At 62.7% G+C, this 24,513-nt stretch carries 22 protein-coding genes, 2 tRNA genes and 1 pseudogene; 17 read left to right on the top strand and 8 right to left on the bottom strand.

Annotation, left to right across the window (positions count from 1 at the left end; all coding sequences use genetic code 11):
- Positions 1-7 precede the first annotated feature (7 nt).
- From hisA to UCMB321_RS02295, 5 genes are all read right to left on the bottom strand, one after another.
- The gene (gene hisA / locus UCMB321_RS02315) at positions 8-745 is read right to left on the bottom strand and encodes a 1-(5-phosphoribosyl)-5-[(5-phosphoribosylamino)methylideneamino]imidazole-4-carboxamide isomerase (protein ID WP_038605771.1); all 738 of its coding nucleotides are present in this window, start codon (positions 743-745) and stop codon (positions 8-10) included.
- A gap of 41 nt (positions 746-786) precedes the next feature.
- Complete coding sequence (locus tag UCMB321_RS02310) at positions 787-1,044, bottom strand: DUF2164 domain-containing protein (RefSeq protein WP_040063493.1); 258 nt, start codon at positions 1,042-1,044, stop codon at positions 787-789.
- Positions 1,045-1,683 (bottom strand): imidazole glycerol phosphate synthase subunit HisH, encoded by a 639-nt coding sequence (hisH, locus tag UCMB321_RS02305; protein ID WP_040063492.1) that lies wholly within the window; start codon positions 1,681-1,683, stop codon positions 1,045-1,047. It abuts the gene before it with no gap.
- Positions 1,683-2,276 (bottom strand): imidazoleglycerol-phosphate dehydratase HisB, encoded by a 594-nt coding sequence (gene hisB / locus UCMB321_RS02300; protein WP_040063491.1) that lies wholly within the window; start codon positions 2,274-2,276, stop codon positions 1,683-1,685. Before hisB ends, hisH begins: the two co-directional genes overlap by 1 nt.
- 279 nt (positions 2,277-2,555) lie before the next feature.
- Positions 2,556-4,217, bottom strand: coding sequence for an OFA family MFS transporter (locus UCMB321_RS02295; RefSeq protein ID WP_040063490.1), 1,662 nt, complete (start codon positions 4,215-4,217; stop codon positions 2,556-2,558).
- 249 nt (positions 4,218-4,466) lie between these two features.
- Here UCMB321_RS02295 and UCMB321_RS02290 point away from each other — a divergent pair, with 249 nt between their 5' ends.
- The 8 genes and pseudogenes from UCMB321_RS02290 to UCMB321_RS02250 all read left to right on the top strand — a co-directional run bounded on the left by UCMB321_RS02290 (position 4,467) and on the right by UCMB321_RS02250 (position 11,714).
- The gene (locus UCMB321_RS02290) at positions 4,467-4,865 is read left to right on the top strand and encodes an acetyl-CoA sensor PanZ family protein (protein WP_040063489.1); all 399 of its coding nucleotides are present in this window, start codon (positions 4,467-4,469) and stop codon (positions 4,863-4,865) included.
- An 83-nt stretch (positions 4,866-4,948) separates the two neighbouring features.
- Positions 4,949-7,171 (top strand): AsmA family protein, encoded by a 2,223-nt coding sequence (locus tag UCMB321_RS02285; RefSeq protein ID WP_040063488.1) that lies wholly within the window; start codon positions 4,949-4,951, stop codon positions 7,169-7,171.
- Positions 7,168-8,235, top strand: a complete 1,068-nt coding sequence (gene mutY, locus UCMB321_RS02280; protein WP_040063487.1) for an A/G-specific adenine glycosylase — start codon at positions 7,168-7,170, stop codon at positions 8,233-8,235. Before UCMB321_RS02285 ends, mutY begins: the two co-directional genes overlap by 4 nt.
- The gene (locus UCMB321_RS02275; protein ID WP_040063486.1) at positions 8,232-8,504 is read left to right on the top strand and encodes an oxidative damage protection protein; all 273 of its coding nucleotides are present in this window, start codon (positions 8,232-8,234) and stop codon (positions 8,502-8,504) included. The genes mutY and UCMB321_RS02275 overlap by 4 nt, the downstream gene beginning before the upstream one ends.
- A 103-nt stretch (positions 8,505-8,607) precedes the next feature.
- Positions 8,608-8,683 (top strand) — tRNA-Phe (locus UCMB321_RS02270).
- Between the two features lie 310 nt (positions 8,684-8,993).
- A pseudogene (locus tag UCMB321_RS02260) lies at positions 8,994-9,824 on the top strand (AMP-binding protein); the annotation flags it as partial.
- Positions 9,825-9,985: 161 nt separating this feature from the next.
- The gene (locus UCMB321_RS02255; RefSeq protein WP_084614772.1) at positions 9,986-10,885 is read left to right on the top strand and encodes a DMT family transporter; all 900 of its coding nucleotides are present in this window, start codon (positions 9,986-9,988) and stop codon (positions 10,883-10,885) included.
- Between the two features lie 127 nt (positions 10,886-11,012).
- Positions 11,013-11,714 (top strand): class I SAM-dependent methyltransferase, encoded by a 702-nt coding sequence (locus UCMB321_RS02250; RefSeq protein WP_167337411.1) that lies wholly within the window; start codon positions 11,013-11,015, stop codon positions 11,712-11,714.
- A 74-nt stretch (positions 11,715-11,788) separates the two neighbouring features.
- On the opposite strand, the gene UCMB321_RS02245 is transcribed toward UCMB321_RS02250, so the two are convergent.
- A complete protein-coding gene (locus UCMB321_RS02245) occupies positions 11,789-13,255 on the bottom strand; it encodes an aminotransferase-like domain-containing protein (protein WP_040063484.1) in 1,467 nt (488 codons plus the stop codon).
- 159 nt (positions 13,256-13,414) lie between these two features.
- Here UCMB321_RS02245 and UCMB321_RS02240 point away from each other — a divergent pair, with 159 nt between their 5' ends.
- Together UCMB321_RS02240 and UCMB321_RS02235 are read left to right on the top strand one after the other, a co-directional pair.
- Positions 13,415-14,389: an alpha/beta hydrolase family protein gene (locus UCMB321_RS02240; protein ID WP_040063483.1), complete on the top strand. Its 975-nt coding sequence runs from the start codon at positions 13,415-13,417 to the stop codon at positions 14,387-14,389.
- A gap of 14 nt (positions 14,390-14,403) precedes the next feature.
- On the top strand, positions 14,404-14,811 hold the full coding sequence (locus UCMB321_RS02235; RefSeq protein WP_040063482.1) for a hypothetical protein: 408 nt from the start codon (positions 14,404-14,406) through the stop codon (positions 14,809-14,811).
- Between the two features lie 200 nt (positions 14,812-15,011).
- Here the strand turns inward: UCMB321_RS02235 and gabP are convergent, their stop codons facing one another.
- On the bottom strand, positions 15,012-16,403 hold the full coding sequence (gabP, locus tag UCMB321_RS02230) for a GABA permease (RefSeq protein ID WP_040063481.1): 1,392 nt from the start codon (positions 16,401-16,403) through the stop codon (positions 15,012-15,014).
- Between the two features lie 528 nt (positions 16,404-16,931).
- On the opposite strand from gabP, the gene UCMB321_RS02225 reads away from it, so the two are divergent.
- The 7 genes from UCMB321_RS02225 to UCMB321_RS02195 all read left to right on the top strand — a co-directional run bounded on the left by UCMB321_RS02225 (position 16,932) and on the right by UCMB321_RS02195 (position 23,206).
- Positions 16,932-17,705, top strand: a complete 774-nt coding sequence (locus UCMB321_RS02225; protein ID WP_040063480.1) for an ABC transporter ATP-binding protein — start codon at positions 16,932-16,934, stop codon at positions 17,703-17,705.
- A 13-nt stretch (positions 17,706-17,718) separates the two neighbouring features.
- Positions 17,719-18,474, top strand: a complete 756-nt coding sequence (locus UCMB321_RS02220) for an ABC transporter substrate-binding protein (RefSeq protein ID WP_040063479.1) — start codon at positions 17,719-17,721, stop codon at positions 18,472-18,474.
- A gap of 66 nt (positions 18,475-18,540) precedes the next feature.
- Positions 18,541-19,233: an ABC transporter permease gene (locus UCMB321_RS02215; RefSeq protein ID WP_040063478.1), complete on the top strand. Its 693-nt coding sequence runs from the start codon at positions 18,541-18,543 to the stop codon at positions 19,231-19,233.
- Positions 19,233-19,922, top strand: coding sequence for an ABC transporter permease (locus UCMB321_RS02210; RefSeq protein WP_040063477.1), 690 nt, complete (start codon positions 19,233-19,235; stop codon positions 19,920-19,922). Before UCMB321_RS02215 ends, UCMB321_RS02210 begins: the two co-directional genes overlap by 1 nt.
- A gap of 190 nt (positions 19,923-20,112) precedes the next feature.
- Positions 20,113-21,324 carry a methyltransferase gene (locus UCMB321_RS02205; RefSeq protein WP_040063592.1) on the top strand — a complete coding sequence of 404 codons (1,212 nt, stop codon included), beginning with the start codon at positions 20,113-20,115 and terminating at the stop codon, positions 21,322-21,324.
- Between the two features lie 346 nt (positions 21,325-21,670).
- Entirely contained in the window at positions 21,671-22,912 is a 1,242-nt protein-coding gene (locus UCMB321_RS02200) for a nucleoside deaminase (RefSeq protein WP_040063476.1), read from the top strand.
- Between the two features lie 218 nt (positions 22,913-23,130).
- Positions 23,131-23,206, top strand: a tRNA-Thr gene (locus tag UCMB321_RS02195).
- 262 nt (positions 23,207-23,468) lie between these two features.
- Here the strand turns inward: UCMB321_RS02195 and UCMB321_RS02190 are convergent.
- On the bottom strand, positions 23,469-24,482 hold the full coding sequence (locus tag UCMB321_RS02190) for an alpha/beta hydrolase (protein WP_040063475.1): 1,014 nt from the start codon (positions 24,480-24,482) through the stop codon (positions 23,469-23,471).
- Positions 24,483-24,513: the final 31 nt, after the last annotated feature.

The following is a 24,513-nucleotide window of genomic DNA, read 5'->3' as shown; positions in this document are numbered from 1 at the left end:
TGAGTCCTCAGCCTTTGTACGAATCGCAGAAGGCTTGCGCCTCGGCGACATCGAGGGTGCCTTCGTAGATCGCGCGACCGGTGATGGCACCGATGATCCCCGGCGCCTTGGCGTCCAGCAGGGCCTTGATGTCGCCCAGGTTGTGGATGCCGCCGGAAGCGATCACCGGGATCTTCGTCGCCGCGGCCAGGGCGGCGGTGAAGGGCACGTTGCAGCCCTGCATCATCCCGTCCTTGGCGATATCGGTGTAGACGATGGCGGACACGCCGTCGGCTTCGAAGCGCTTGGCCAGGTCGATCACCTGCACCGAGCTGACTTCGGCCCAGCCGTCGGTGGCGACGAAACCGTCCTTGGCGTCCAGGCCGACAATCACCTTGCCGGGGAACGCACGGCAGGCCTCGGCGACGAACTCGGGCTCCTTGACCGCCTTGGTGCCGATGATCACGTAGCTTACGCCGGCTTTCACGTAGTGCTCGATGGTTTCCAGCGAACGGATGCCACCGCCGATCTGGATCGGCAGGTTCGGATAACGCTTGGCGATGGCAGTGACCACCTCACCGTTGACCGGCTGGCCTTCAAAGGCGCCGTTCAGGTCGACCAGATGCAGACGGCGGCAGCCGCCCTCCACCCACTTGGCAGCCATGCTCACCGGGTCATCGGAGAACACCGTGGAATCTTCCATGCGGCCCTGACGCAGACGGACGCAGGCACCGTCCTTGAGATCGATAGCGGGGATAATCAGCATCTGGCAAACCTTAGAGTCGTTTTTTCAGCTTCGCTCGGAAATCAGTGTTTCTCGAGCGCCCACAAGTCGCTTTCGATGCTCTCGAACCTTTCTTTAAGGTGCGTCTGCACATCGAAAATCGCCCTGTTGTAATAGTGTGGAGCAATTTCACGGGTAAACAGGTCGAGGATTTCAGCCGCTTCGAACGAACCCAGGTTCAGTTCGAAGCGATCCTCCATGAAGCGCTTGATCTTGTGATTGGCCTCGCTCTCCTGTTCGGGAGTGAGGGTCAGGATCGGCGGCTTCTGTTTGACGGCCATTTACCAGCGCCCGTCCCAGGCGGCGAAGTTCTGCAGCAATTGCAGGCCGTGGGTATGGCTTTTCTCCGGGTGGAACTGCACGGCGAAACGCGAGCCTTCGGCCAGCGCCGCGGCGAAGTCGACGCCGTAGTGGCCGCTGCCCACCACCTGCCGCGGATTGCCGGCGGCGATGTAGTAGCTGTGCACGAAGTAGAAACGCGCCAGGTCCGGAATGTTGTGCCACAGGGGGTGATCCACCGCCTGCTTCACTTCGTTCCAGCCCATGTGCGGGACTTTCAGGTGCTCGCCGTCCTCGTGCTGGTCCTTGGCGAACAGCTTCACCTGGCCGGGAAACAGGCCGATGCAGTCGACGCCGCCATTCTCTTCGCTACGGTCGAGCAAGGCTTGCATACCGACGCAGATGCCAAGGAAGGGGCGATCCTGGCTCACCTCACGCGCCAGCGCATCGAAGCCCAGGCGCCGAATCTCGGCCATGCAGTCGCGAATCGCGCCGACGCCGGGGAACACCACCCGGTCGGCTTCGCGAATCACGGTGGCATCGCTGGTGATCAGCACCTTGCCGGCGCCGACGTGTTCGAGGGCCTTGGCCACCGAGTGCAGGTTGCCCATGCCGTAGTCGATAACCGCAACCGTCTGCATCAGAGCACGCCCTTGGTCGATGGCATTTGCCCGGCCATGCGCTCATCGAGCTCAACGGCCATGCGCAGGGCGCGACCGAAGGCCTTGAACACGGTTTCGATCTGGTGGTGGGTGTTGCTGCCACGCAGGTTGTCGATGTGCAGGCTGACCAGCGCGTGGTTGACGAAGCCCTGGAAGAATTCCTGGAACAGGTCGACGTCGAAGCCGCCCACGGTGGCACGGGTGTAGGGCACGTGCATCTGCAGGCCGGGACGGCCGGAGAAGTCGATGACCACCCGCGACAGCGCTTCGTCCAGCGGGACATAGGCGTGGCCGTAGCGACGGATGCCTTTCTTGTCGCCAATGGCCTTGGCGAAGGCCTGGCCGACGGTGATACCGACGTCTTCCACGGTGTGGTGATCGTCGATATGCAGGTCGCCCTTGCACTCGATATCCAGGTCGATCAACCCGTGACGGGCGATCTGGTCGAGCATGTGTTCAAGAAAAGGCACACCGATATCGAATCGGGCCTTTCCGGTGCCATCCAGGTTGATCGAGGCTTTGATCTGGGTTTCCAGAGTGTCGCGCTCGACGGACGCCTTACGTTCGGCCATCACCAGCTCCGCAAAATCATTGGGCGAAAAAGGCAATCATTATAGGGGCGCGGACGGCAAACAGAAACACACAAGGTGAACTCCCGGACGGGCTGAATCCGGGGGTGTCGGGGATATACCTGTCAGTACAAGCAGAAACGCTGTACGAGGAGAATTGCAATGCCTTGACACTGCGCCCACCCTTGTAGGAGCCGGCTTGCTGGCGATGGCGGTGTATCAGGCGACGAAGATGTCGGTTGTCGAATCGCCATCGCCAGCAAGCCGGCTCCTACGTGGTGATTAGTGGAACAGCACCGCAGTCTTCTGCAACGTGACCCACACGCCCCACGCCAGCGGAATGCCAACCACCAGCCAGGCGGCAACCGCCAACGGCTTGCTGCCCGGCGCGGCTTTCCACTCCAGCACGGTGCGGCTGTCGGCGCCCTTGTCATGACCCAGCGCCTGTTCGGCAGCCAGTTCGGCCTCGGTCATGAAGTACTTGTCGGCCACCGGACGCACCAGCAGGTTGCAGATGAACCCCAGCACCAGCAGCCCGGCGAGGATGTACAAGGTGATGTCGTAAGCCGCGGCGCGCTCGACGCCGATGCTCAGTTGGTATTCCCGAAGGTAGTTCACCAGCACCGGCCCCAGCACCCCGGCGGCCGCCCAGGCGGTCAGCAGGCGACCGTGGATCGCGCCGACCATCTGCGTGCCGAACAGGTCCGCCAGGTAGGCCGGCACCGTGGCGAAGCCACCGCCGTACATCGACAGGACCACGCAGAACGCCGCCACGAACAGCGCCACGCTGCCCAGGTGACCCAGGCTCGGCACCGACGCATAGAGCGCGAAGCCCAGGGCGAAGAACACGAAGTAGGTCGCCTTGCGGCCGATATAGTCCGAGAACGAGGCCCAGAAAAACCGACCGCCGATGTTGAACAGGCTGAGCAAACCGGTGAAGCCGGCCGCGATCGCCGCGATCTGGCCCAATTGCGCGGCGTTCAGTTGGCTGAAGGTCAGGCCGTTGCCGAGCAACTGACCGGCGAAGACTTCCTGCAACAGCGGCGAGGCCATGCCGAGGATGCCGATACCGGCGGACACGTTCAGGCACAGCACCAGCCACACCAGGCGGAACTGCGGGGTCTTCCACGCCACGTTCACATGCACGTGACGATGGGTGATCATCGCGTTGCCGGCCTTCTTCGCCGGCGCGGTCCAGCCCTCGGGCTTCCAGCCGGTCGGCGGCACGCGGTACGACAGCGCGCCGCCGATCATGAAGATGAAGTAGATCACCGCCATCACCACGAAGCTCTGCCACACGCCGACACCGGTGGGCGAGGCGAAATGCCCCATCAGCGCCGCCGCCAGCGGCGCACCGACCATCGCCCCGCCACCGAAGCCCATGATCGCCATGCCGGTGGCCATGCCGCGCTTGTCCGGGAACCACTTGATCAGGGTCGAAACAGGCGAGATATAGCCCAGGCCCAGGCCGATACCGCCGATCACCCCGGAGCCGATCCACATCAGCCAGATCTGGTGGGTATGGATCCCCAACGCCGAAATCAGCAGGCCGCCACACCAGCACAGCGCGGACACCACACCGGCCTTGCGCGGACCGGCATGTTCCAGCCAGCCACCCCAGATCGCGGCCGAGCAACCGAGGAAGATGAAGAACAGGGTGTAGATCCAGCCGAGCATGGAGATCGGCCAATCACACTGCGACGAGAACACCTGGGCGATAAAGCTCATGTCCGGCGCACAAGCGACCGGCGCGGTGATCCCCAGTGCCTTGGACAGCGGCAACCAGAACACCGAGAAGCCGTAGGCCATGCCGATGCACAGGTGGATGGCCAGGGCGGCCGGTGGAACCAGCCAACGATTGAAACCGGGCTTGGCGATGATGCGTTCCTTTGACAGGAACGCAGGATCGGCGGCATAAGTGTCCGCCGTGGTGCTGATGCTCATTGAAGTGTCTCCCCCATTGGAATGATGGTCCGCCGACCACACCTCACTCCCGACCTTGGTGCACGCAGGCATGGTCGTGTTATCGAGTGACGCTGTTTACGCGACAATAAGCCGCAGAAGAACTGGCGAACCGAGAAAGGTTACCATCTACATATGACAGGACAACCAGACTGATACGGTTTTTATGTCGTGCAACTGCGCTGTTTTTAACGCCCCCCCCTGCTCCTACACCGGACACTCGAGGAATTTATGCCCATCGTTGTCGAATCCCTCACCGAAGCCACCTACCAGGACCAGCAGGACCTGCAGAAGATCTACCAGGATGCCCCGCCCTGGCTCTTCGCGCCGCAAGCCGACGGCCAGCAACTGATCGAAACCGCCCTGGCCGACGGCAGCCTGATCGCCGGACGCTTCAATGACCGCCTGCTGGGCGCGGCGCGCCTGGAACGGCGCGCGGACTTCTGGCTTTTATCCCAACTTTGCGTCAGAAAAGTCACCAGACGCCGTGGGGTAGCCGAACGACTGGTGGCAGAAGCCTCACGAATGGCCAGACTGTCAGGAGCGGAACTGCGCCTCCAGGCGCCCGCCGGGCATCTCGAGGCCCAGGCGCTGGCGGCCAAGCTGCGGATTGCCCTGGACCCGCTCTAGGGAGTATCTGCGCCCTGCCGCCAGCCCCGTGACGCTATACTCGCGGGCTAAATTCAAATTCCACTGACTGCAAGGACTCGCCCATGAAAGCATTCGGCAAAATCCTGGGTCTGGGGCTTCTCGGGTTGTTGCTGATCATCGTGGCAGCAGGCTTTGCCCTGACCCACCTGTTCAATCCCAACGACTACAAGGACGAGATTCGCCAGATAGCCCGCGACAAGGCCCACATTGAGCTGACCCTCAATGGCGACATCGGCTGGAGCCTTTTCCCCTGGCTGGGCCTGGAACTGCACGATGCCAGCGTGGCGACCCTGACCACCCCGACCCAGCCGTTTGCCGACCTGCAGATGCTCGGCCTGTCCGTGCGCGTACTGCCGCTGCTGCGTCGCGAAGTGCAGATGAGCGATGTCCGCGTCGAAGGCCTGAACCTGCGGCTCAACCGCGACAAGGACGGCCACGGCAACTGGCAGGACATCGGCCACCCGGCCCCTAGCGCGGTGCCCGCCAGCGTGACCGCGCAGACCGACAAGCGCGCCGAGCCGACCAGTGCCGCCGAGGAAGAAAAGCCATCGCAGCCGATCCGCCTGGACATCGACAGCCTGACCGTCAACAACGCCCGGATCGAATTCAACGATGAAAAGACCGGCCGCCAGATCACTTCGGAAAGCATCCAGCTGAGCACCGGCGCGGTGCATGACGGCAAGGAAATCCCGGTCAAATTCACTGCCTTCTTCGGCACCAACCAGCCGGTCCTGCGCGCCCGCACCGAGCTCAACGGCAACCTGCGCTTCGACCGCGCGCTCAAGCGCTACCAGTTCGAAGACATGCGTTTCTCGGGCGAACTGTCGGGCGATCCGCTGCAAGGCAAGTCGCTGACCTTCTCCGCCCAGGGCCAGTTGCTGGTGGACATGGCGGCGAACGTCGCCGAGTGGACCGGCCTGAAATTGTCGGCCAACCAGCTGCGCGCACTCGGCGAGCTGAAGGTCAACGACCTGAACAAGACCCCGCAACTCAACGGCATGCTGTCGATTGCCCAGCTGGACCTGATGAAGTTTCTCGACAGCATCGGCCAGCCCCTGCCGTCCGTGGCCGACGGCAGCCTGAGCAAGGTCGAGCTGGTCACCCGCCTCACCGGCACGCCCACCAGCCTGGCGCTGGACGACCTCAACCTGAAACTCGACGACAGCAACTTCAGCGGCCGCGTCGCCGTCGAGGACTTCGCCAAGCAATCCCTGCGCGTTCAACTCAAGGGCGACACGTTCGACGCCGATCGCTACCTGCCGGCGAAATCGGCCGACGCCGACAGCGCCTCGAAAGTCCGCCAGGCCGAAGTGCTGAGCAGCGAAGCCAACGCCATCGCCAGTAACTCGCCACTGCCGGAATCGCCGACCCGCGGCGCCTGGAGCAACGACAAGCTGCTGCCCATCGAACGCCTGCGCAGCCTGGACGTGGACGCCGAGCTCGGCTTCAACCAGCTGACCCTGAAGAAGCTGCCGATCGACAACGCCGCCCTCAAGGTCACCGGCCAAGGAGGCATGCTGACCCTGAACGAGCTGCGCGGCGAACTCTACAGCGGCAGCTTCAGCGCCAAGGGCAGCCTCGACGTGCGCCCTGACGTACCGCACCTGAGCCTGCAAACGCGGCTGAACCGGGTGCCGGTCGAACGCATCCTGCAAGCCCAGGGACAGAAGCCGCCGGTCAAGGGGTCGCTGACCCTCGGCAGCGACATCACCAGCACCGGCAACAGCCAGAAGGCCCTGGTCGACAGCCTCAACGGCAGCGCCAGCTTCGCCCTCAACGACGGCGTGCTGCTCAATGCCAACCTCGAACAGCAACTGTGCACCGGCATCGCCACCCTCAACCGCAAGACCCTGAGCAGCGAACCGCGCGGCAAGGACACCCCGTTCCAGGAGCTCAAGGGCAGCCTGAGCCTGCACAACGGCGTGGCCAGCAACCCGGACCTGAAAGTCCGTATCCCGGGTCTGAGCGTCAATGGCAACGGCGATATCGACCTGCGCGTGCTGGGCATGGACTATCGCATCGGCATCGTCGTCGAAGGCGACAAGAGCGACATGCCGGACCCGGCCTGCCAGGTCAACGAACGCTTCGCCGGGATCGAATGGCCGCTGCGCTGCCGTGGCCCGCTGGAGCTGGGCGCCAAGGCCTGTCGTATCGACAAGGACCGCCTCGGCCAGGTGGCCTCGCACCTGGCCGGCAACAAGCTGAGCGACAAACTTGAAGAGAAGCTCGGCGACAAGGTCAGTCCCGAACTCAAAGACGCACTCAAGGGGCTGTTCAAACGATGAGAGCCGAGCAGTTTTCCAGCGCCGTGCTGGATTGGTACGACCGCCACGGCCGCCACGACCTGCCCTGGCAACAGGGCATCACACCGTATCGGGTGTGGGTGTCGGAGATCATGTTGCAGCAGACCCAGGTCAGCACCGTGCTGAACTACTTCGACCGCTTCATGGCCTCGCTGCCGACGGTCGAGGCCCTGGCCGCCGCACCGGAGGATGAAGTGCTGCACCTGTGGACCGGCCTGGGCTACTACACCCGGGCGCGCAACCTGCAGAAAACCGCGAAGATCATCGTTGCCGAGCATGGCGGCGAATTCCCCCGCGACGTCGAGAAGCTCACCGAACTGCCGGGCATCGGCCTGTCCACCGCCGGCGCCATCGCCAGTATCAGCATGGGCCTGCGCGCGGCGATCCTCGACGGCAACGTCAAGCGCGTGCTGGCGCGCTACACGGCCCAGGAGGGCTACCCGGGCGAACCGAAGGTGGCCAAGCAGCTCTGGGCCAACGCCGAGCGCTTCACCCCCCATGCCCGGGTGAACCACTACACCCAGGCGATGATGGACCTGGGCGCCACCTTGTGCACCCGCAGCAAGCCCAGTTGCCTGCTCTGCCCGCTGAAAACCGGCTGCGAAGCGCACCTGCTCGGCCTGGAGACCCGCTACCCGATTCCCAAGCCGCGCAAGAGCGTGCCGCAAAAGCGCACCTTGATGCCGTTGCTCGCCAACCGCGACGGCGCCATCCTGCTTTACCGTCGCCCCTCCAGCGGCCTCTGGGGCGGCTTGTGGAGCCTGCCGGAACTGGATGACCTCGACGACCTGCCGCACCTGGCGTTGCAGCACTCGCTGGAACTGGGCCGGCAGCAGGCGCTGGCGAACCTGACCCACACCTTCAGCCACTTCCAGCTGGCCATCGAGCCGTGGCTGGTGCAGGTCGAGGCGAGTGCCCATCACGTGGCCGAGGCCGACTGGCTCTGGTATAACCTCGCCACCCCGCCGCGCCTGGGCCTTGCCGCCCCGGTGAAAAAGCTGCTCAAACGGGCAGCCGACGTTTTGAATGCAGGAGAGTCGTCATGACCCGCACCGTAATGTGCCGCAAGTACCACGAAGAACTGCCAGGCCTCGATCGCCCTCCGTACCCGGGTGCCAAGGGCCAGGACATTTTCGAACATGTTTCGCAGAAAGCCTGGGGCGACTGGTTGAAGCACCAGACCCTGCTGATCAACGAAAAACGCCTGAACATGATGAACAGCGAAGACCGCAAATACATCCAGGGCGAGATGGACAAGTTCTTTTCCGGCGAGGAATACGCCAAGGCCGAAGGCTACGTTCCACCGGCCGAATAATCACGGCTGGAACAGCTTTGGGTCGTAAGCGACGGTAATAATTAAATTTTTTTTGAAATCGTGCTTGACGACCCCTCGAAAAACCCGTTTAATGCGCCCCGTTGCCCAGATAGCTCAGTCGGTAGAGCAGGGGATTGAAAATCCCCGTGTCGGCGGTTCGATTCCGTCTCTGGGCACCACTCTTCAGTTTCAGGTGGTGTCAAAATCATCTGAACGCCCAAAAAACCCGCCTAGTGCGGGTTTTTTGTTGCCCGAGTTTTTATCCCCCTTCTTTCGTCATCTTCGCTGCGGCAGATCGCCTCGCCCACCCTGCCCCCGGCCCGGTCATCGGCCTCCCTCGCTTTGCGCACCCACCTCCTGAAAGCCAGCCCGACAACTGTCATGGTCGGCAAACCATACAGTTCGTTGCGCTCGCTCCCAACCGTACCGGTACTGCCCCCATCCGGCTGATTAGTCTGCACCTGCCCTTCCGGCACGCAGGAGCAGAGCATGAATATCGCCAACTGGCTGGACGAAGCCGGCCTTCGCTACCCGAAGCGTCCGGCCCTGTTCGAAGGGCAGCGGCAAGTCGCAAACTATGAGGCCTTTGTCGCCCTGGTCCGGCACCGGGCCGCCTACCTGATCGACGAGCACGGCATCGCCCCCGGCGATCGGGTCGCGCTGTTCATGAAGAACTGCTGTGAATACCTTGAGCTGCTCTACGCCATCTGGTGGGCCGGCGCCGTGGCGGTGCCGATCAACTGCAAGCTGCACACCGTCGAGGCCGGCTGGATCGTCGATAACGCGCAAGCCCGGCTGATTTTCACCGATGGCGGCCAGGTGTTCGCGCCCGGGGCCTTGCCCCAGGCCTGTCGAGAACTGGACCGAGAGGACATGGGAGCGCTCGCGTCGCTCACTTCGCCGCCGGATACGCCTTGTCCGCGTCTTATCGACGACCTGGCCTGGCTGTTCTACACCTCCGGTGGCACTGATCGCCCCCAAGGGGTGATGCTGAGCCACGGCAACCTGACGGCCATGTCGCACGACATCGATCCGATCGGCGTCGATGATACGGCGGTGTACGCGGCGCCGATGTCTCACTGTGCCGGGCTCTACAACCTGATCCATGTGCGCCGGGCCGCGCGCCATGTCGTCCCAGAATCGCGCGACTTCAACCCCAACGAGCTGTTCGGGCTGACAAGCGGCTTCGGCACTATCACGCTGTTCGTCGCCCCCGCCATGTTCACCGGCATGGTCGAGCAGGCCCGCCACCAGGGCCATGACGGTGAAGGTATCAAGACCATCATCTATGGGGACGCTCCCGTGTACCCGACGGAGCTGCACAGCAGGCTGTTCAGGAACAGCTACGGCGATCTCCTCAAGACGGAACTGCGCCTGTGGTTGAAGGCCAGCGCCAATGACACCGCCACCCCCTGAAGCACATTTTCACGGGTATCCGGCCACCCCCCGGATGCCTCCCGTCACCAGAAGGAATCGTCAGCATGACGCAAGCCAACACAGCCAGTTTTCCAGAGACCAAGAGTCAAGACCTGCAAGCCTACTTCCTGGGCCTGATCTCGGTAGCGGCCTTTGCCATGACCCTGCCCGCGGCCAAAATGCTTGCGGGCGACCTGAGCGCCGTCCAGGTCGGGATCTTCCGCTCGGTGACCGCGGCCTTTGCCGCGATTCCCTTCTTGCTGATTGGCCGCGCCAAGCTGCCCAGCCGTTCGCAGATCAAGCGCATGCTGCTGACCTCCACCGGGATCGTCTACGGCTTCCCGATCCTCACCGCGCTGGGCATGCAATATGTGCCCGTCAGCCACGGCGGCGTGGTCCTGGCCGCCTTGCCGCTCTCCACGGCGATCTTCGGCACCCTGATCACCGGCACCCGCCCGTCCAAGGCGTTCTGGGCGATCTCCTGCCTGGGCTTCCTGGTGGTCATGTCCTACACGGTGTTCAAGTCGAATGTCTCGGACATCTACCTGGGTGACCTGGCCCTGCTCGGTGCCGTTGCGCTGGCCGGCTTCGGTTATGCCCAGGGCGGCGCGCTGTCCAAGGAACTGCCGGGCTGGCAAGTGATGTGCTGGACACTAGTCATCAGCCTGCCGGTACTGCTGCCGGCCAGCCTGTGGCTCTACGACAGCCACACCATCGCCCAGCTGCCGGGCACCGGCGTCGCCGCCCTGCTGTTCCTGGCGCTGATCAACTCGCTGCTGGGCTTCTTCTCCTGGAACCGCGCGCTCGCGCTGGGTGGTATCCAGCGAATCAGCCAACTGCAGTTGCTGCAACCGTTCTTTACCTTCGGTTTCTCGATCGGGTTGATGGGCGAATCCTGGAACTGGCTGACCCCATTGGTCTGCGCTATCGTCATTGTCTTGGTCTGGTTATCCAAACGCACCTGAGCCCCTGTCCCGCGGCCGTGCCACCGCCTCCCTGAATGGAATCTCAAACATGACTTCTTCGACATCTTTGTGTCCGAGCGGTGAGTCACAGCAAAGGGGGGCGTTGCAGGATGGCGGTGACATCTGTTTGAGCAACCATCCCGCCAGGGCCGTCTTCGAACTGCTGGCCCCCAAGGCCGGGGAGCTGCTCCTGGATATCGGCAGTGGCAATGGCTACCTGAGCGAGCAACTCCAGCGCTGCGGATGCAAGGTGGTGGGGTTCGACAGCGACCCCGGCCTGGTTTCGGCAGCCCGGGCCAGAGGGCTGGAGGTACACCTCGGCAACGCCGAGCAGCTGTACTTCTACCAGGAGTTCGACGCGGTACTGAGCTATGACGCCTTGCACTGGATGCGGCGCTCGGACCAGGTAGCCATCGGGATCTACGAAGCCCTGAAACCGGGGGGACGTTTTGTCGGCGAACTCGCCGGGGCCGGGCACCAGAAAATCCTCCGGCGCACGCTGCGCGACTCACTGGCGCGCCGATCCCTCGACTTTGAAGTCGCCGATCAGCTTTATCTGCCTACGGCCTGGGCCTATCAGCGGGTACTGGAAAACGCGGGCTTCCACGTGAGCGCTATCCATTGGTTCGAACGCCCGACGCCCCTTGATTGCTCGATTGCCCAATGGCTACAGCGGTTCGGTGGCCGCTACCTGGCCCTGCTGCCCGCCGAATTGCAGGATGGGTTTTTAAATGAAGTGACCGACGAGCTGGCTGCCGATTTTCTGGGCAGTGACGGCCAATGGACACTGGACTGCACCTGCCTGCGGTTCAAGGCCGAAAAAAAGTGAGTGGGCGTTATCCATGCCGACGAAAATCACGGGATCTGCAATGAAATCCCTTTATGCCGAGCCCGCTGTATGGCTCACACCGTGACCGCAGGTCGCTCAACTGGATCGATAACATCAGACTGACCCTCAACGACTCGGAGGTGGGCAAGCCCGATATGCGTCCGGAGAAAGCGCTTGAACCCGGGATGATTGCAGTAGCCGACATTGAAGCGGATGTACTGGTCATACTCGCCGGTATTGCTGAACAGGGAACCTGGCGCCAGCAATATGCCCGCCTGATGGGCCTGCTCCACCAGGTTCGGGATATTCACCTGCTCGGGTAGGCGCCCCCAGAGAAACAGGCCATCCGCGCCGTGCTCGTCAAACACCACGCCGGCAGCCCCCAGCCATTCCCGCGCCCTTGAGCGCTCCTGCATGACCCGCTGGCCCAGCGCGTCCAGGTGACGCTGGTAACGACCGGACTCCAGCGTGTAGGTGACGATGGTTTCGTCTATCGCCGAACCGCACAGCAAGTTGTACATTTTCTGTTCGACCAACCGCTCGACAAAGGCGGGTGGGGCCGCCACATAACCCAGGCGCAGCGCCGGGCTCAGCACCTTGCTGAAACTGCTGATATAGAACGTCCGGTCGAGGCCATCCAGGCTGGCGAGCCGCAGCGTCTGCCGGGACGCCAGCGCGCCGAACGTATCGTCCTCGATGATGTGAAAGTCATATTGGCGGGACAGCGAGAGCAGCTTGAAGCCCTTCGCCGGCGACGTACTGCCGCCGACTGGGTTATGGACCAGGGTCTGGGTCAGGAACAGTTTCGGTCGATACTTGATCAGCATCGCTTCCATCGCCGCCAGGTCCGGACCGTCATCCAGCCGTGGGACAGTGATGATCTTGAAGTCGCGATCCTTGATCAGCTTCAGTTGCAGCAAAAGGTAGCTGGGGTCCTCGACCAGCAGGTAGTCCCCGGGGCTCAAGAGCATATTGCGCAACAGCGCAAACCCATGGGTCGCGCCCATGGTGACCACGATCTGGCTGCTGGAAGCGTCGATATGGACTTCGCGCAACTTGCGTGCAATCACCGCGCGCAAATCCTGGCTACCGGCGGCGGGTGCTGGAGTGCCGCAGGAAAGTGTGTTACGAATCAGCCGCCCGGTTACGGAAGCCGGGACCGCGTCGGCCAGCCAGGCCGGTGGCAGGTAGCCTGAACTGACGGGAATATCGAATTGCGCCGGGTCCAGCGCGCGGAAGAGAAACCCCGAGTGTTCGCCGGAAGGCGGCGCCAGGGTGTCGGTGTCCTTGAGCGGACCGACCGAGCTGCAGGCCAGGATGAAATAGCCCGCGCCCGGCCGCGACTCGATGATGTGTTGCGCCACCAGGTCTTCATAGGCGCTGCTCACCGTGAAGATACTGACACCCAGTTGCCTGGCCAACGCACGGACAGAAGGGAGTCGCCCTCCCTGGACCCACTGAAAGGATTCAATGCGGGCAATGATCGCGTTTCTGATCTGGTCGACCAGCAGCGTCTTGCTGTTGCGGTCTATCTGGAACATGGCATTCCCTTGTTGAAACAGCTGCTACCCGAAGGTGAGTGTCTCGTGCACCGATGGCAGCGGCAGTATCTGCGATCAATTTGCCCAGCTGCAAGCGCTGTATCGGGGCGCCCATAACGTTCAAGGACCAGACACATTCAATGCCAGGAGAGCCGTCCAATGAGTTCGATCAGCAGTCAGCCATGCCTCTCGCCCACGGCCACCCGCGCCGAGCCCTTTACTGAGCGAGCCGCCGACGGATTCGCGCTGGGCGGGTTCGCCTGGCGCCACGCTGACACAGGCCGCACGCGCGCCGTGGTGATCATCAACGCCGCCACCTCGGTGCGCTGCCGCCATTACTCGCGCTTTGCCGACTACCTCTTCGACCATGGCCTGGACGTCATCACCTACGACTATCGCGGCATCGGCGAATCGCGTCCGGCCACGCTGCGCGGGCTCAACGCCTCCTGGACCGACTGGGGCGCGCTGGATTTCGAAGCCATGCTGCAACGGGCCGCGCGTGACTATCCCGGCCAGCCCATCGATGTCGTCGCCCACAGCTTCGGCGGCTGCGCGGTCGGGCTGGCGGCTTCGGGTCAACTGATCCGCCGCGTGGTCACTGTCGGCGCGCAATTCGCCTACTGGCGCGACTATGCGCCCGACACTCGCTGGAAGATGTTCGGCAAGTGGCACCTGATCATGCCGCTGCTGACCAGCCTCTACGGCTATTTCCCCGGCAAGCGCCTCGGCTGGCTGGAGGACACCCCCGCCGGCGTGGTGCGCGACTGGAGCACGCCGACCGCGCGCTACGAAAAACGCCCCAGCGGACGCAAGCTGGCGGCGTTGCCGTTTTCCCGGGTCAAGGCGCAGATCCTCGCCGTCAGCCTGACCGACGATCCGTTCGGCACGGTCGCCGCCATCGAACGGCTGCTGGCGTACTTCAGCGCCAGCGCCCGCACTCACCTGCGCCTTGCACCTGAAGATATCGATGAATCAGAGGTAGGACATTTCGCCTTCTTCCGTAGCCAGTACCAGGAAAAGCTCTGGCCGATTGCGCTGAACTGGCTGCAGAAGGGCGAGCTGATGGCCGGAACACCGGGGAAGATTGGCATTGTGGCGGTTCACGGGGATAATTCCTCGCTTACCTCCTTGTGAAAGCACCCGAGTCCATGGCATCCCAGAACAAGCAAGACAAACGCGCGCAACGGGCGAAAGCCAAGGCCAAGCAGAACCGGACCCGGCGCGCCAGCGAGCCGGTCGAGTCGCTGCCGGTGGACGACGACCGCATCGACTTCACCGCGGTCGACCTGACCGACCTGTTCAAGAGAATGCGCGACGCCGAGCACAGCAGCCAGCAGGCCATGTGCAGCGTGTTCCTGGAGGACCCGCTGCTGGAGTTGGTACTGGAACAAGAAGGCGAGGAAGAGGCGACGGACTTCATCCTTTCGGCACTGATCGAGTACCGCCAGTGGTCCACCGAGGCCACCGAGGAAGCGGCCCTGGCCTGGATCGAAAGCCCGGCCTTCCAGGCCGACTATGTGGCGGCGTCGCAGGCGCTGCAGAAAGCCGCCGGCTGACCGAGCCGCGGCGCATCAGATGCCCCGCGTCATCGTTCACGACCATCGCCAGCAAGCCGGCTCCTACAGTCCGGTGTCATGCGCAGATTTTGCGTATGACGCAAACCTTGTAGGAGCCGGCTTGCTGGCGATGGGGCCCTCACTATCACCGAAGGCCCTACAGACAAACCACGCCAGCTCCGCCGCCACCCATCAGGTCATCAATTCAACACCACCCGCCCGGCCTTCTCGAGCCGCCGACGGCGCGCCACCAGCAAACCGGCGGCCACCACCAGCACACTGAGCAGGCCCGTGGCGAGGATCTCGACGCGATGGGCTTCCTGGCACAGCATCACGGTCAACACCGCGACGATGAACACGATCACCGCCCAGGTCAGCCCCGGGAACAGCCACATCTTGAAGTCGATCTTCTCGCCCTTGGCCATGCGCTGACGACGCATGCGCAGTTGCGACACCGCGATCACCAGGTACACCAGCAGCGCAATGGCACCGGAACTGGCCAACAGGAACTCGAACACCGCTGCCGGCGCGAAGTAGTTGGCGAACACCGCCAGGAAGGCCGCCGCCGTCGACATCATCACCGCCCAGTAAGGCGTGCCGCTGGCATTGGTACGCTTGGCCACCGCCGGCGCATCGCCGCGCTTGCCGAGGGAGAAGAGCATCCGCGAGGCGGTATACAGCGCCGAGTTCAGGCAACTGGTCACCGCCACCAGCACCACCAGGTCAACGATCAGCTTGGCATTGGGAATACCCATGCGATCGAGCACGGTCTGGTAGGAACCGACTGCCGCCAGGCTCGGATCATTCCACGGCACCAGCGCCACCACGATAAAGATCGACACCAGGTAGAACAGGCCGATCCGCCAGATCACCGAGTTGGTGGCCTTGGAGATCTGCTTGCCCGGATCTTTCGATTCGGCGGCAGCGATGGTGACGATTTCCGTGCCCATGAACGAGAACATGGTGGTCAGCATGGCCGCCAGCACCGCGCCCAGGCCATGGGGCATGAAGCCCACGGTGTCTACCAGATGCGCCACACCGCTGACCTGGCTGGTAGGCAGCAGGCCGAAGATCGCCAGCACGCCCAGCACGATAAAGCCGATGATCGCGATCACCTTGATCAGCGCGAACCAGAACTCGAACTCGCCGTAGTTCTTCACGCTGAACAGGTTGGTCGCGGTCAGCAACAAGGTAATGATCAGGGTAAAGGCCCAGATCGCCACATTGGGGAACCAGGCATGCAGGATGGTCGCGGCGGCGTTGGCCTCCAGCGGGACCACCAGCACCCAGAACCACCAGTACAGCCAGCCGATGGTGAAACCGGCCCAGTGCCCGATGGCACGGTCGGCGTAGGTCGAGAAGGAACCGGTATCCGGCGAGGCCACGGCCATTTCGGCCAGCATGCGCATCACCAGTACCACCAGGGTCCCGGCCGCGGCGTAGGCCATCAGTACGGCGGGGCCGGCTTCGGCGATCGCGTGTCCGGAACCGACAAACAGCCCGGCCCCGATCACCCCGGCAATGGACAGCATGGTCACATGCCGCGGCTTGAGCCCTTGCTCCAGATTGTTGGAAGTATGCGTACTGCTCATTGAGACTACCTTTGCAGTGAAGAGCGCGCCCTACACATCGGAAACCTTGTCGAAGGAATCCAACGGGGGCGTATTTTATTTTTTACGCAATAATTGCGCCAAAATGTTACACAACCCCGGTTTCCGCGGCCTGGAAGCCTGTGTAGCGCGAAATCGTAACCCTTTGAGATTAATGGCTATTTGCCAAGACGTTACCGAGACACCCAGATTTCGACCCGTCTCTCGCACCAGAAACACTCAAAAAAATAACGTAACGCCCCATTTCAGGGCGAGCCTATGCCCGCTTAGCGGGTTTACCCTTCCCACCCCTGGCCAAAGCTGGCACCATCGCGCCTTTTTTCAAGCGACTGCCTGGTCAGGCATACGGATCAAACAGGTGTTCGGTTGTTGGCGGGGCGACAGACTGCTGTGCCGATGCGACAACCTGTCACCCATCCGCCCTGTGCCGGCTTTTCCCTATGCTAGCTTGGCGCTCGCCAGGAAGGCCGCCGCTAGCAGGAGCACGACAGAACACCATGAGGACCGCACATGGCTGAGGCCACGCCCGCGCTGGAAATCCGCAACCTGCACAAACGCTACGGCGAGCTCGAGGTACTGAAAGGTATCTCGCTGACCGCCCGCGACGGTGATGTGATCTCGATCCTGGGTTCCTCCGGTTCCGGCAAGTCCACCTTCCTGCGCTGCATCAACCTGCTGGAGAACCCGAACCAGGGCCAGATCCTGGTCAACGGCGAAGAACTCAAGCTCAAGGCCGCGAAGAACGGCGAGCTGGTGGCCGCCGACGGCAAGCAGATCAACCGCCTGCGCAGCGAAATCGGCTTCGTGTTCCAGAACTTCAACCTCTGGCCGCACATGAGCATCCTCGACAACATCATCGAGGCACCGCGCCGGGTGCTCGGCCAGAGCAAGGCCGAGGCCATCGAAGTGGCCGAGGCCCTGCTGGCCAAGGTCGGTATCGCCGACAAGCGCCACGCCTACCCGTCCCAGTTGTCCGGTGGCCAGCAACAGCGCGCAGCCATCGCCCGCACCCTGGCCATGCAGCCCAAGGTCATCCTGTTCGACGAGCCGACCTCGGCCCTCGACCCGGAAATGGTCCAGGAAGTCCTCAACGTGATCCGCGCCCTGGCCGAAGAAGGCCGCACCATGCTGCTGGTCACCCATGAAATGGGCTTTGCCCGCCAGGTGTCCAGTGAAGTGGTGTTCCTGCACCAGGGCCTGGTGGAAGAACAAGGGACCCCGCAGCAGGTGTTCGAGAACCCGCTGTCGGCGCGCTGCAAACAATTCATGTCCAGCAACCGCTAACGGAGCTACACGTATGCAGACCTGCAAGAAATTCCTCCTGGCCGCTGCCGTCTCCATGGCCTTCAGCGCCAGCGCCTTCGCCGAAACCCTGAAAATGGGCATCGAGGCCGCCTACCCTCCGTTCAACAACAAGGATGCCAGCGGCCAGGTCGTGGGCTTCGACAAGGACATCGGCGACGCCCTGTGCGCCAAGATGAAGGTCGAATGCAGCGTCGTGACGTCCGACTGGGACGGGATCATTCCCGCCCTGCAGACCAAGAAGTTCGACTTCCTGATCTCCTCGATGTCGATCACCGAGGAACGCAAGCAGGCCGTCGACTTCACCGACCCGTACTACTCCAACAAGCTGCAATTCATCGCCGCGAAGAAAGACGCCGAGTTCAAGACCGACAAAGCCTCGCTCAAGGGCAAGATCATCGGCGCGCAGCGCTCGACCCTGGCCGGCAGCTGGCTGGAAGACCACCTGGGCGACGACGTCACCATCAAGCTCTACGACACCCAGGAAAACGCCTACCTCGACCTGCAGGCCGGGCGCCTGGATGCCATCCTGGCGGACAAGTACGTCAACTACGAATGGCTGAAGAGCGACGCCGGCAAGCCTTACGAGTTCAAGGGCGACCCGGTGGAAGAAAGCGACAAGATCGGGATCGCCGTGCGCAAGAAAGACAACGAACTGCGTGAGAAGCTGAACGCCGCGCTGAAGGAAATCATCACCGACGGTACTTACAAGAAGATCAACGACAAGTACTTCCCGTTCAGCATCCTCTGACCTGCCCCGATGGCCGGCACCTCGACGCCAGGTGCCGGCTGTCCCTGGTAAAGCCTGCCTCTGCCCATGAATATCGACCTCTATGGATTCGGCCCGGCGCTCGCCGCCGGCGCGCTGATGACCGTCAAGCTTGCGCTCTGCGCCCTGTGCCTGGGACTGGTGCTCGGGCTGCTCGGCGCCTTGGCCAAGACTTCACCGTACAAACCGCTGCAATGGCTGGGGAGCACCTATTCGACCCTGGTCCGTGGCGTGCCGGAACTGCTCTGGGTGCTGCTGATGTACTACGGCACCGTCAACCTGATGAGCGCCCTGGGCGAGGCCTTCGGTAATCCCGAGTTGGCCTTGAACCCGTTCGCCGCCGGGGTGATCGCCCTGGGCCTGTGCTTTGGCGCCTACGCCACGGAAGTGTTTCGGGGCGCGATCCTGGCGATTCCCAAGGGCCATCGTGAAGCGGGGGTCGCGCTGGGCATGTCGAAGGTGCGGATCTTCACCCGGCTGATCATGCCGCAGATGTGGCGCATCGCCCTGCCGGGGCTGGGCAACCTGTTCATGATCCTGATGAAGGACACCGCGTTGGTCTCGGTCATCAGCCTGGAAGAAATCATGCGCCAGGCGCAGAACGCGGTGCTGTTCAGCAAGCTGCCGTTCACCTTCTACCTGGTGGCGGCCTTCATGTACCTGGGCCTGACCATCCTGGCCATGACCGGCATGCATTTGCTGGAAAAACGCGCCGCGCGCGGTTTTGTGAGGACCACATAATGGAATGGGAAGTCATCTTCAAATGGCTGCCGAAGTTCTACCAGGGCGCGGTCCTGACCCTGGAACTGGTGGGCATTGCCGTGGTGCTGGGCTTGATCCTGGCCGTGCCGCTGGGCATCGCCCGGGCTTCGAAGCTCTGGTATGTGCGGGCGCTGCCCTATGGCTACATCTTCTTTTTCCGGGGTACGCCGCTGCTGGTGCAGTTGTTCCTGGTGTATTACGGCCTGGCGCAATTCGACGTGATTCGTGACAGCTTCATGTGGCCTTACCTGCGCGATCCGTTCTGGTGCGCGACGGCGACCATGACCTTGCACACCACCGCCTACATCGCCGAAATCCTGCGCGGCGCGATCCAGGCCATCCCGCCGGGCGAGATCGAAGCGGCCCGGGCCCTGGGCATGTCGCGGGCCAAGGCGCTGTTCTACATCGTCCTGCCCCGCGCGGCGCGGATCGGCCTGCCGGCCTACAGCAACGAAGTGATCCTGATGCTCAAGGCCAGCTCGCTGGCGAGTACCGTGACCTTGCTGGAACTGACCGGCATGACCCGGACCATCATTGCGCGCAACTACCTGACGGTAGATATGTTCTTCACCGCCGGGGTGTTCTACCTGGTGATCTCGTTCCTGCTGGTGCAGGCGTTCAAGCAGTTGGAGCGCTGGATGCGGGTTGACGCCTGTCAGGGGCGCTAAACGTGCTTGCGCGGAGGACCTAAAATCCCCTGCGGATAAACAGACTGAACGCGGTCTCTTGTAGGAGCCGGCTTGCTGGCGATTGCGGTGTAACATTCACCACCGTCACCGCCAGAAAGCCGGCTCCCACAGGTTCCATGGCTGCTTTACATTGGCGTTTATCCGCGAAGACGCCAACTCGGAACCCCAAATGCCTGCAATCCTCCAAGGCCCCGCCCTCCAAACCCGCTTCAAGGCCCTGGACGCATTCCTGTCGGCGCACCAGCACCTCTGGCGCCCGCGCCCCTTCACCCACCTGCACCTGCCGTGGGAAACCCAACACCCGGAACTCTCCGCCTGGCTACGCCAACGCAGCCTCGACGACGCCGAAGCCAGCCACAACCACCCGGAACACCTCACCGCCCCCGCGCCCTTTCCCGCGCTGGCGGCCGAGTCCGCGGCGCTGGCCGCAATCGGAACACTCCCCGACAGCGCCCTGCCCCCTGCCCATCAGCGTCTGAACGTCGACGTCCCCGGGCGCAAATGGCAACAGATCGAAGCCTTCGCCGCCCGCCTCGACTTCGCTCAATCACCCACCCACTGGCTCGACTGGTGCTCCGGTAAAGGCCATCTCGGGCGCCGCCTGCTGCAACCCGGCCAATACCTGACCTGCCTGGAATACGACCCGGCCCTGATCGCCAGCGGCCAGCAGCTCAGCCAGCACCATCGCCTGCCGGTCACCCACCTCCAACAAGATGTCCTGGCCGTTGATGCCGCCGCCCGCCTGAGCGCCGACCACACCCCGGTGGCCCTCCACGCCTGCGGCGACCTGCACGTGCGCCTGATGCAACTCGCCAGCGGCGCCGGCTGCCGGCAACTGGCGATTGCCCCCTGCTGCTACAACCGCATCAGCACTGCCGACTACCAGCCTCTGTCCGCCGCCGCCAAGGCCTCGGCCCTGCCTCTATCACTGGACGACCTCGCCCTGCCCCTGAGCGAAACCGTCACCGCCGGTGCCCGGGTGCGTCGCCAGCGCGACCGCTCCATGGCCCGCCGCCTGGCGTTCGACCTGCTGCAACGCCGTCTGCGGCAAACCGACGACTACCTGCCCACGCCCTCGCTGCCCAGCGCCTGGCTCGACAAGCCCTTCGCCGACTACTGCCGCGACCTGGCCGCGCTCAAGACGTTATCCACAGTGGGCGAACAGAATTGGGCAGAACTGGAGGCCGCGGGCTGGCAACGGCTGGCACAGGTGCGCAACCTGGAACTGGTCCGTGGCCTGTTCCGCCGCCCACTGGAACTCTGGCTGGTGCTCGACCGTGCACTGTTTCTCGAAGAACAGGGTTACGGCGTTCGCCTGGGCCAGTTCTGCGAAAGCCCGCTGACCCCACGCAACCTGATGCTGCTGGCAGAGCGCGACTAACGGTCACATGACATCCCACAGCCTGTGGATAACTCTGTTGATGCTTTTAGCCGACAACCGCTGAAAACGGCCTCTGCGGAGCAAAAGCGCGACTGGTCACTTTTCACTCACCCAATAAAAACACCTGAAAAACAGCGAGTTGCGAACAAATGAGAACCGCTCCACAAATTAGCTGATTATTTGTTTCATCGACCAATTCGTTGTGCATAAGCGTTCTAGCGAAAGCACATAACCGCCTGCCATCAGTACCAAGGCCTCCCACCGTCCTTGTGTTTGAAGCGTCCTGAACTATTGTCTGAAAACGCCGGAATCTTCCGGTGAAAAGGACAGCAAGGAGCGGAGCAACATGAGCACAGTGAAGAGCGCACAGGAAGCCGTAGATCTCGTCGCCAACCAATCCATACTCGCCGCACTGCAACAGACTTTCGCCGTCGGTGGCGCCATCATCGACAACGCCACCGGCACAGTGATCGCCGCCATGCACAACAACGTGCTGATGCCGTTTCCGGGTAGCGCCAAGCCCTATTTCCTACCCCACGACCCGACGGCCCACGGTGAGCGGCAACTGGTGGACTGGTACTACGCCAACGCCGCCGAACTCAAGCTGCCGCCGCCCGCACAACTGACCATCGTGACGACCCTGGACCCTTGCGCGATGTGCGCCGGTTCCTTGCTCACCGCCGGTTTCAACGTCGCGGTCAGCGCCATCGACAGCTATGCCGGGATCAACTACAACAGCGAGTTCAACTTCCCTTCCCTGCCGCCGAAGCTTCGTCAGCAGGCGGAAAAAACCTGGGCCTATTACGCCGTCAAACCTCCGGTCGACCGCGCTTACCAGGGCTCCAAGACACCGGTATTTGGTGGCCAAAGCATCGATTCCGCGGCGTATTACCTGACCGCCTCGATCTTCGACGCGAGCGTCAATACCGTGCGTGAGGCCAGCAACAACAGCGGCGTCGACCCTGCGCACTTGAAGAACCCCGCCACCCTGCCGCCCAACAGCCCGGTGCGCAAGGCGCTGCTGGCCCTGAGCCCGTACGCGCTGAGCGTCACCGCGCCCAATCCACGCGACCCTGGCCCTGAACTGGCCCCGCCACTGCTCAAGACGGCGCAACAGGCGGGTGTGTTCAACTCGGTGGCGTTGCTCGACCCGTTCGGCAACCTGCTGGTGTGCCTGGGCGGCAACGAAAGCCAATCGCCGATCCGCACCGCCTTCATGGAGACCACCCGTGGTTACGCGGTGATGCGCTGGACCTTGATGAACGACAAGGACCCCGCGGTGCGTGCCGAGGCCGAGCAATACCTCACCCATCCGAAATACGGCACCTTCGTGTTCCTCTATGCGCCGGACCCGACCACGGCACAAGCCGTGATGACCTTGGGCGCCTACGGCTCGACCATGGAAGGGCCGGTGCCGCAGAGCTACCCGTCGAACCTGCAATATGTGCTGCTACCGGGAGACACCACGGCGCAGGCGCTGTCGGAGCTGGCGCAAAACCTGCCACCGTTCTACACCCAGAGCGTGCAAGTGGGGCCGGCGCAGGTGTTGAGTGAGGCGTTGATCAAAGCGATAAAAAGCGGGGTTTGACAGGACCTGGGGCTGTCTCGAGGCCTGTAAGTGGAACAGGGTATCCGTCTGAATCCGGTGACACGGCAGGCGGTTATCCTGCCAGCGCGATCGACCGGCCAGGACAATGCCCTGGATTGTCGTCACAGGCGGATCCCTTTGCGGCAGGCCCTGCAAAAATAGTCAGATATCAGGGGTTTACAGAACCCCCTCAATCGCTATAATCGTCGCCCTAGCACGCCGGTATAGCTCAGATGGTAGAGCAACTGACTTGTAATCAGTAGGTCCCGGGTTCGATTCCTGGTGCCGGCACCATATTAGGCTCCATTGCATTCCAGCGAATGCTCTGGAAGCCCCGAAACCCGCCCTTTGGCGGGTTTTTTCGTTCCAGGACCCTCCATCGGGGTCCAACAAAATCCCCCTTCCCCGAGGGTATGTTAGGGGTACTGCGATTTTCCGGTCTGGAGCGCGTACCCCAATGCCAACCGGAAACGAAAAAGCCCGCTGTTTAGCGGGTTTTTCGTTTCCGGCGGTGATTACCTGTTCATGGCATACATCTCCGATCTTGAGTGGGGGGTCACTTCAAATGAACTTTCAGCTCTTCGGAAGCCTGCAGCATTGCAGAACGTACCGCCGGAACCTGGCTGACCACGTTCAGCAAGCCGTAGTCATGGATCATGCCGTTGTAGCGCGCCGCAGTGACCGGCACGCCGGCTTGGTCCAGTTTACGCGCGTAGGCTTCCCCTTCGTCACGCAGCACATCGGCACTCGCGGTCTGGACCAACGCTGGCGGCAGGCCTTTCAACTGCTCAGTGGTAGCGCGCAGCGGCGAGGCGTAGATCTCGGCACGTTGCTTGGGATCGGTGGTGTAGTTGTCCCAGAACCACTTCATCATGTTCTTGGTGAGGAAGTGCCCCTCGGCGTACTGGTTGTACGACGCTGTCTCGAAGTTGGCGTCGGTCACTGGCCACAGCAGCACCTGGTACTTAATGGCCGGGGTACCTTTATCCTTGGCCATCAGGCTGACCACGGCTGCCATGTTGCCGCCGACGCTGTTGCCCGCTACCGCCAGGCGCTTACCGTCGACATTGATTTCCTTGCCGTGCTCGGCCACCCATTTGGTTGCCCCGTAGGCCTGGTTGATCGCCGTCGGGTAGTGCGCTTCAGGGGACGGGGTGTAATTGACGAACACCGCCACCGCCCCGGACCCGACGACCAGATCGCGCACCAGGCGCTCATGGGTCGGGAAGTCGCCGAGCACCCAACCACCGCCGTGGAAGTACATGAACACAGGCAAGGTTCCCTTCACACCCGCCGGACGCACGATGGTCAAGCTGATGTCCTGGCCGTCGACGGTGATGGTTTTCTCGCTGACATCCGCCTTGGGCAGTGTCAGTTTTACCCCGGCCTGAGCGCCGGTCAGTACCGCGCGGGCGTCCTTCGACGAAAGCTGCTCGATGGGTTTACCACTGCCTGAGTTCAATGCATCGAGGAATGCCTGGGTGTTGTGTTCGACGCCAGAGTCAGCGAATGCGTTACCGATCGACAAGGCAAGGAGCGAGCCAACGAGTGTTTTGGTCAAAGCGTTCATTTCATATCTCCTGTTTCTGGTGAGGCGGGAA

Origin of the sequence: Pseudomonas batumici (assembly GCF_000820515.1) — a bacterium.
Lineage (GTDB): Bacteria > Pseudomonadota > Gammaproteobacteria > Pseudomonadales > Pseudomonadaceae > Aquipseudomonas > Aquipseudomonas batumici.
Note: the sequence above shows the minus strand (reverse complement) of the source record. Positions and strands in the feature narration are given on the sequence as shown.

Excerpts from the sequence above, each read along its gene's own strand:
- hisA (WP_038605771.1), bottom strand. The coding sequence starts at position 745 with ATGCTGATTATCCCCGCTATCGATCTCAAGGACGGTGCCTGCGTCCGT.
- UCMB321_RS02310 (WP_040063493.1), bottom strand. The coding sequence starts at position 1,044 with ATGGCCGTCAAACAGAAGCCGCCGATCCTGACCCTCACTCCCGAACAG.
- hisH (WP_040063492.1), bottom strand. The coding sequence starts at position 1,683 with ATGCAGACGGTTGCGGTTATCGACTACGGCATGGGCAACCTGCACTCG.
- hisB (WP_040063491.1), bottom strand. The coding sequence starts at position 2,276 with ATGGCCGAACGTAAGGCGTCCGTCGAGCGCGACACTCTGGAAACCCAG.
- UCMB321_RS02295 (WP_040063490.1), bottom strand. The coding sequence starts at position 4,217 with ATGAGCATCAGCACCACGGCGGACACTTATGCCGCCGATCCTGCGTTC.
- UCMB321_RS02290 (WP_040063489.1), top strand. The coding sequence starts at position 4,467 with ATGCCCATCGTTGTCGAATCCCTCACCGAAGCCACCTACCAGGACCAG.
- UCMB321_RS02285 (WP_040063488.1), top strand. The coding sequence starts at position 4,949 with ATGAAAGCATTCGGCAAAATCCTGGGTCTGGGGCTTCTCGGGTTGTTG.
- mutY (WP_040063487.1), top strand. The coding sequence starts at position 7,168 with ATGAGAGCCGAGCAGTTTTCCAGCGCCGTGCTGGATTGGTACGACCGC.
- UCMB321_RS02275 (WP_040063486.1), top strand. The coding sequence starts at position 8,232 with ATGACCCGCACCGTAATGTGCCGCAAGTACCACGAAGAACTGCCAGGC.
- UCMB321_RS02255 (WP_084614772.1), top strand. The coding sequence starts at position 9,986 with ATGACGCAAGCCAACACAGCCAGTTTTCCAGAGACCAAGAGTCAAGAC.
- UCMB321_RS02245 (WP_040063484.1), bottom strand. The coding sequence starts at position 13,255 with ATGTTCCAGATAGACCGCAACAGCAAGACGCTGCTGGTCGACCAGATC.
- UCMB321_RS02240 (WP_040063483.1), top strand. The coding sequence starts at position 13,415 with ATGAGTTCGATCAGCAGTCAGCCATGCCTCTCGCCCACGGCCACCCGC.
- UCMB321_RS02235 (WP_040063482.1), top strand. The coding sequence starts at position 14,404 with ATGGCATCCCAGAACAAGCAAGACAAACGCGCGCAACGGGCGAAAGCC.
- gabP (WP_040063481.1), bottom strand. The coding sequence starts at position 16,403 with ATGAGCAGTACGCATACTTCCAACAATCTGGAGCAAGGGCTCAAGCCG.
- UCMB321_RS02225 (WP_040063480.1), top strand. The coding sequence starts at position 16,932 with ATGGCTGAGGCCACGCCCGCGCTGGAAATCCGCAACCTGCACAAACGC.
- UCMB321_RS02220 (WP_040063479.1), top strand. The coding sequence starts at position 17,719 with ATGCAGACCTGCAAGAAATTCCTCCTGGCCGCTGCCGTCTCCATGGCC.
- UCMB321_RS02215 (WP_040063478.1), top strand. The coding sequence starts at position 18,541 with ATGAATATCGACCTCTATGGATTCGGCCCGGCGCTCGCCGCCGGCGCG.
- UCMB321_RS02210 (WP_040063477.1), top strand. The coding sequence starts at position 19,233 with ATGGAATGGGAAGTCATCTTCAAATGGCTGCCGAAGTTCTACCAGGGC.
- UCMB321_RS02205 (WP_040063592.1), top strand. The coding sequence starts at position 20,113 with ATGCCTGCAATCCTCCAAGGCCCCGCCCTCCAAACCCGCTTCAAGGCC.
- UCMB321_RS02200 (WP_040063476.1), top strand. The coding sequence starts at position 21,671 with ATGAGCACAGTGAAGAGCGCACAGGAAGCCGTAGATCTCGTCGCCAAC.
- UCMB321_RS02190 (WP_040063475.1), bottom strand. The coding sequence starts at position 24,482 with ATGAACGCTTTGACCAAAACACTCGTTGGCTCGCTCCTTGCCTTGTCG.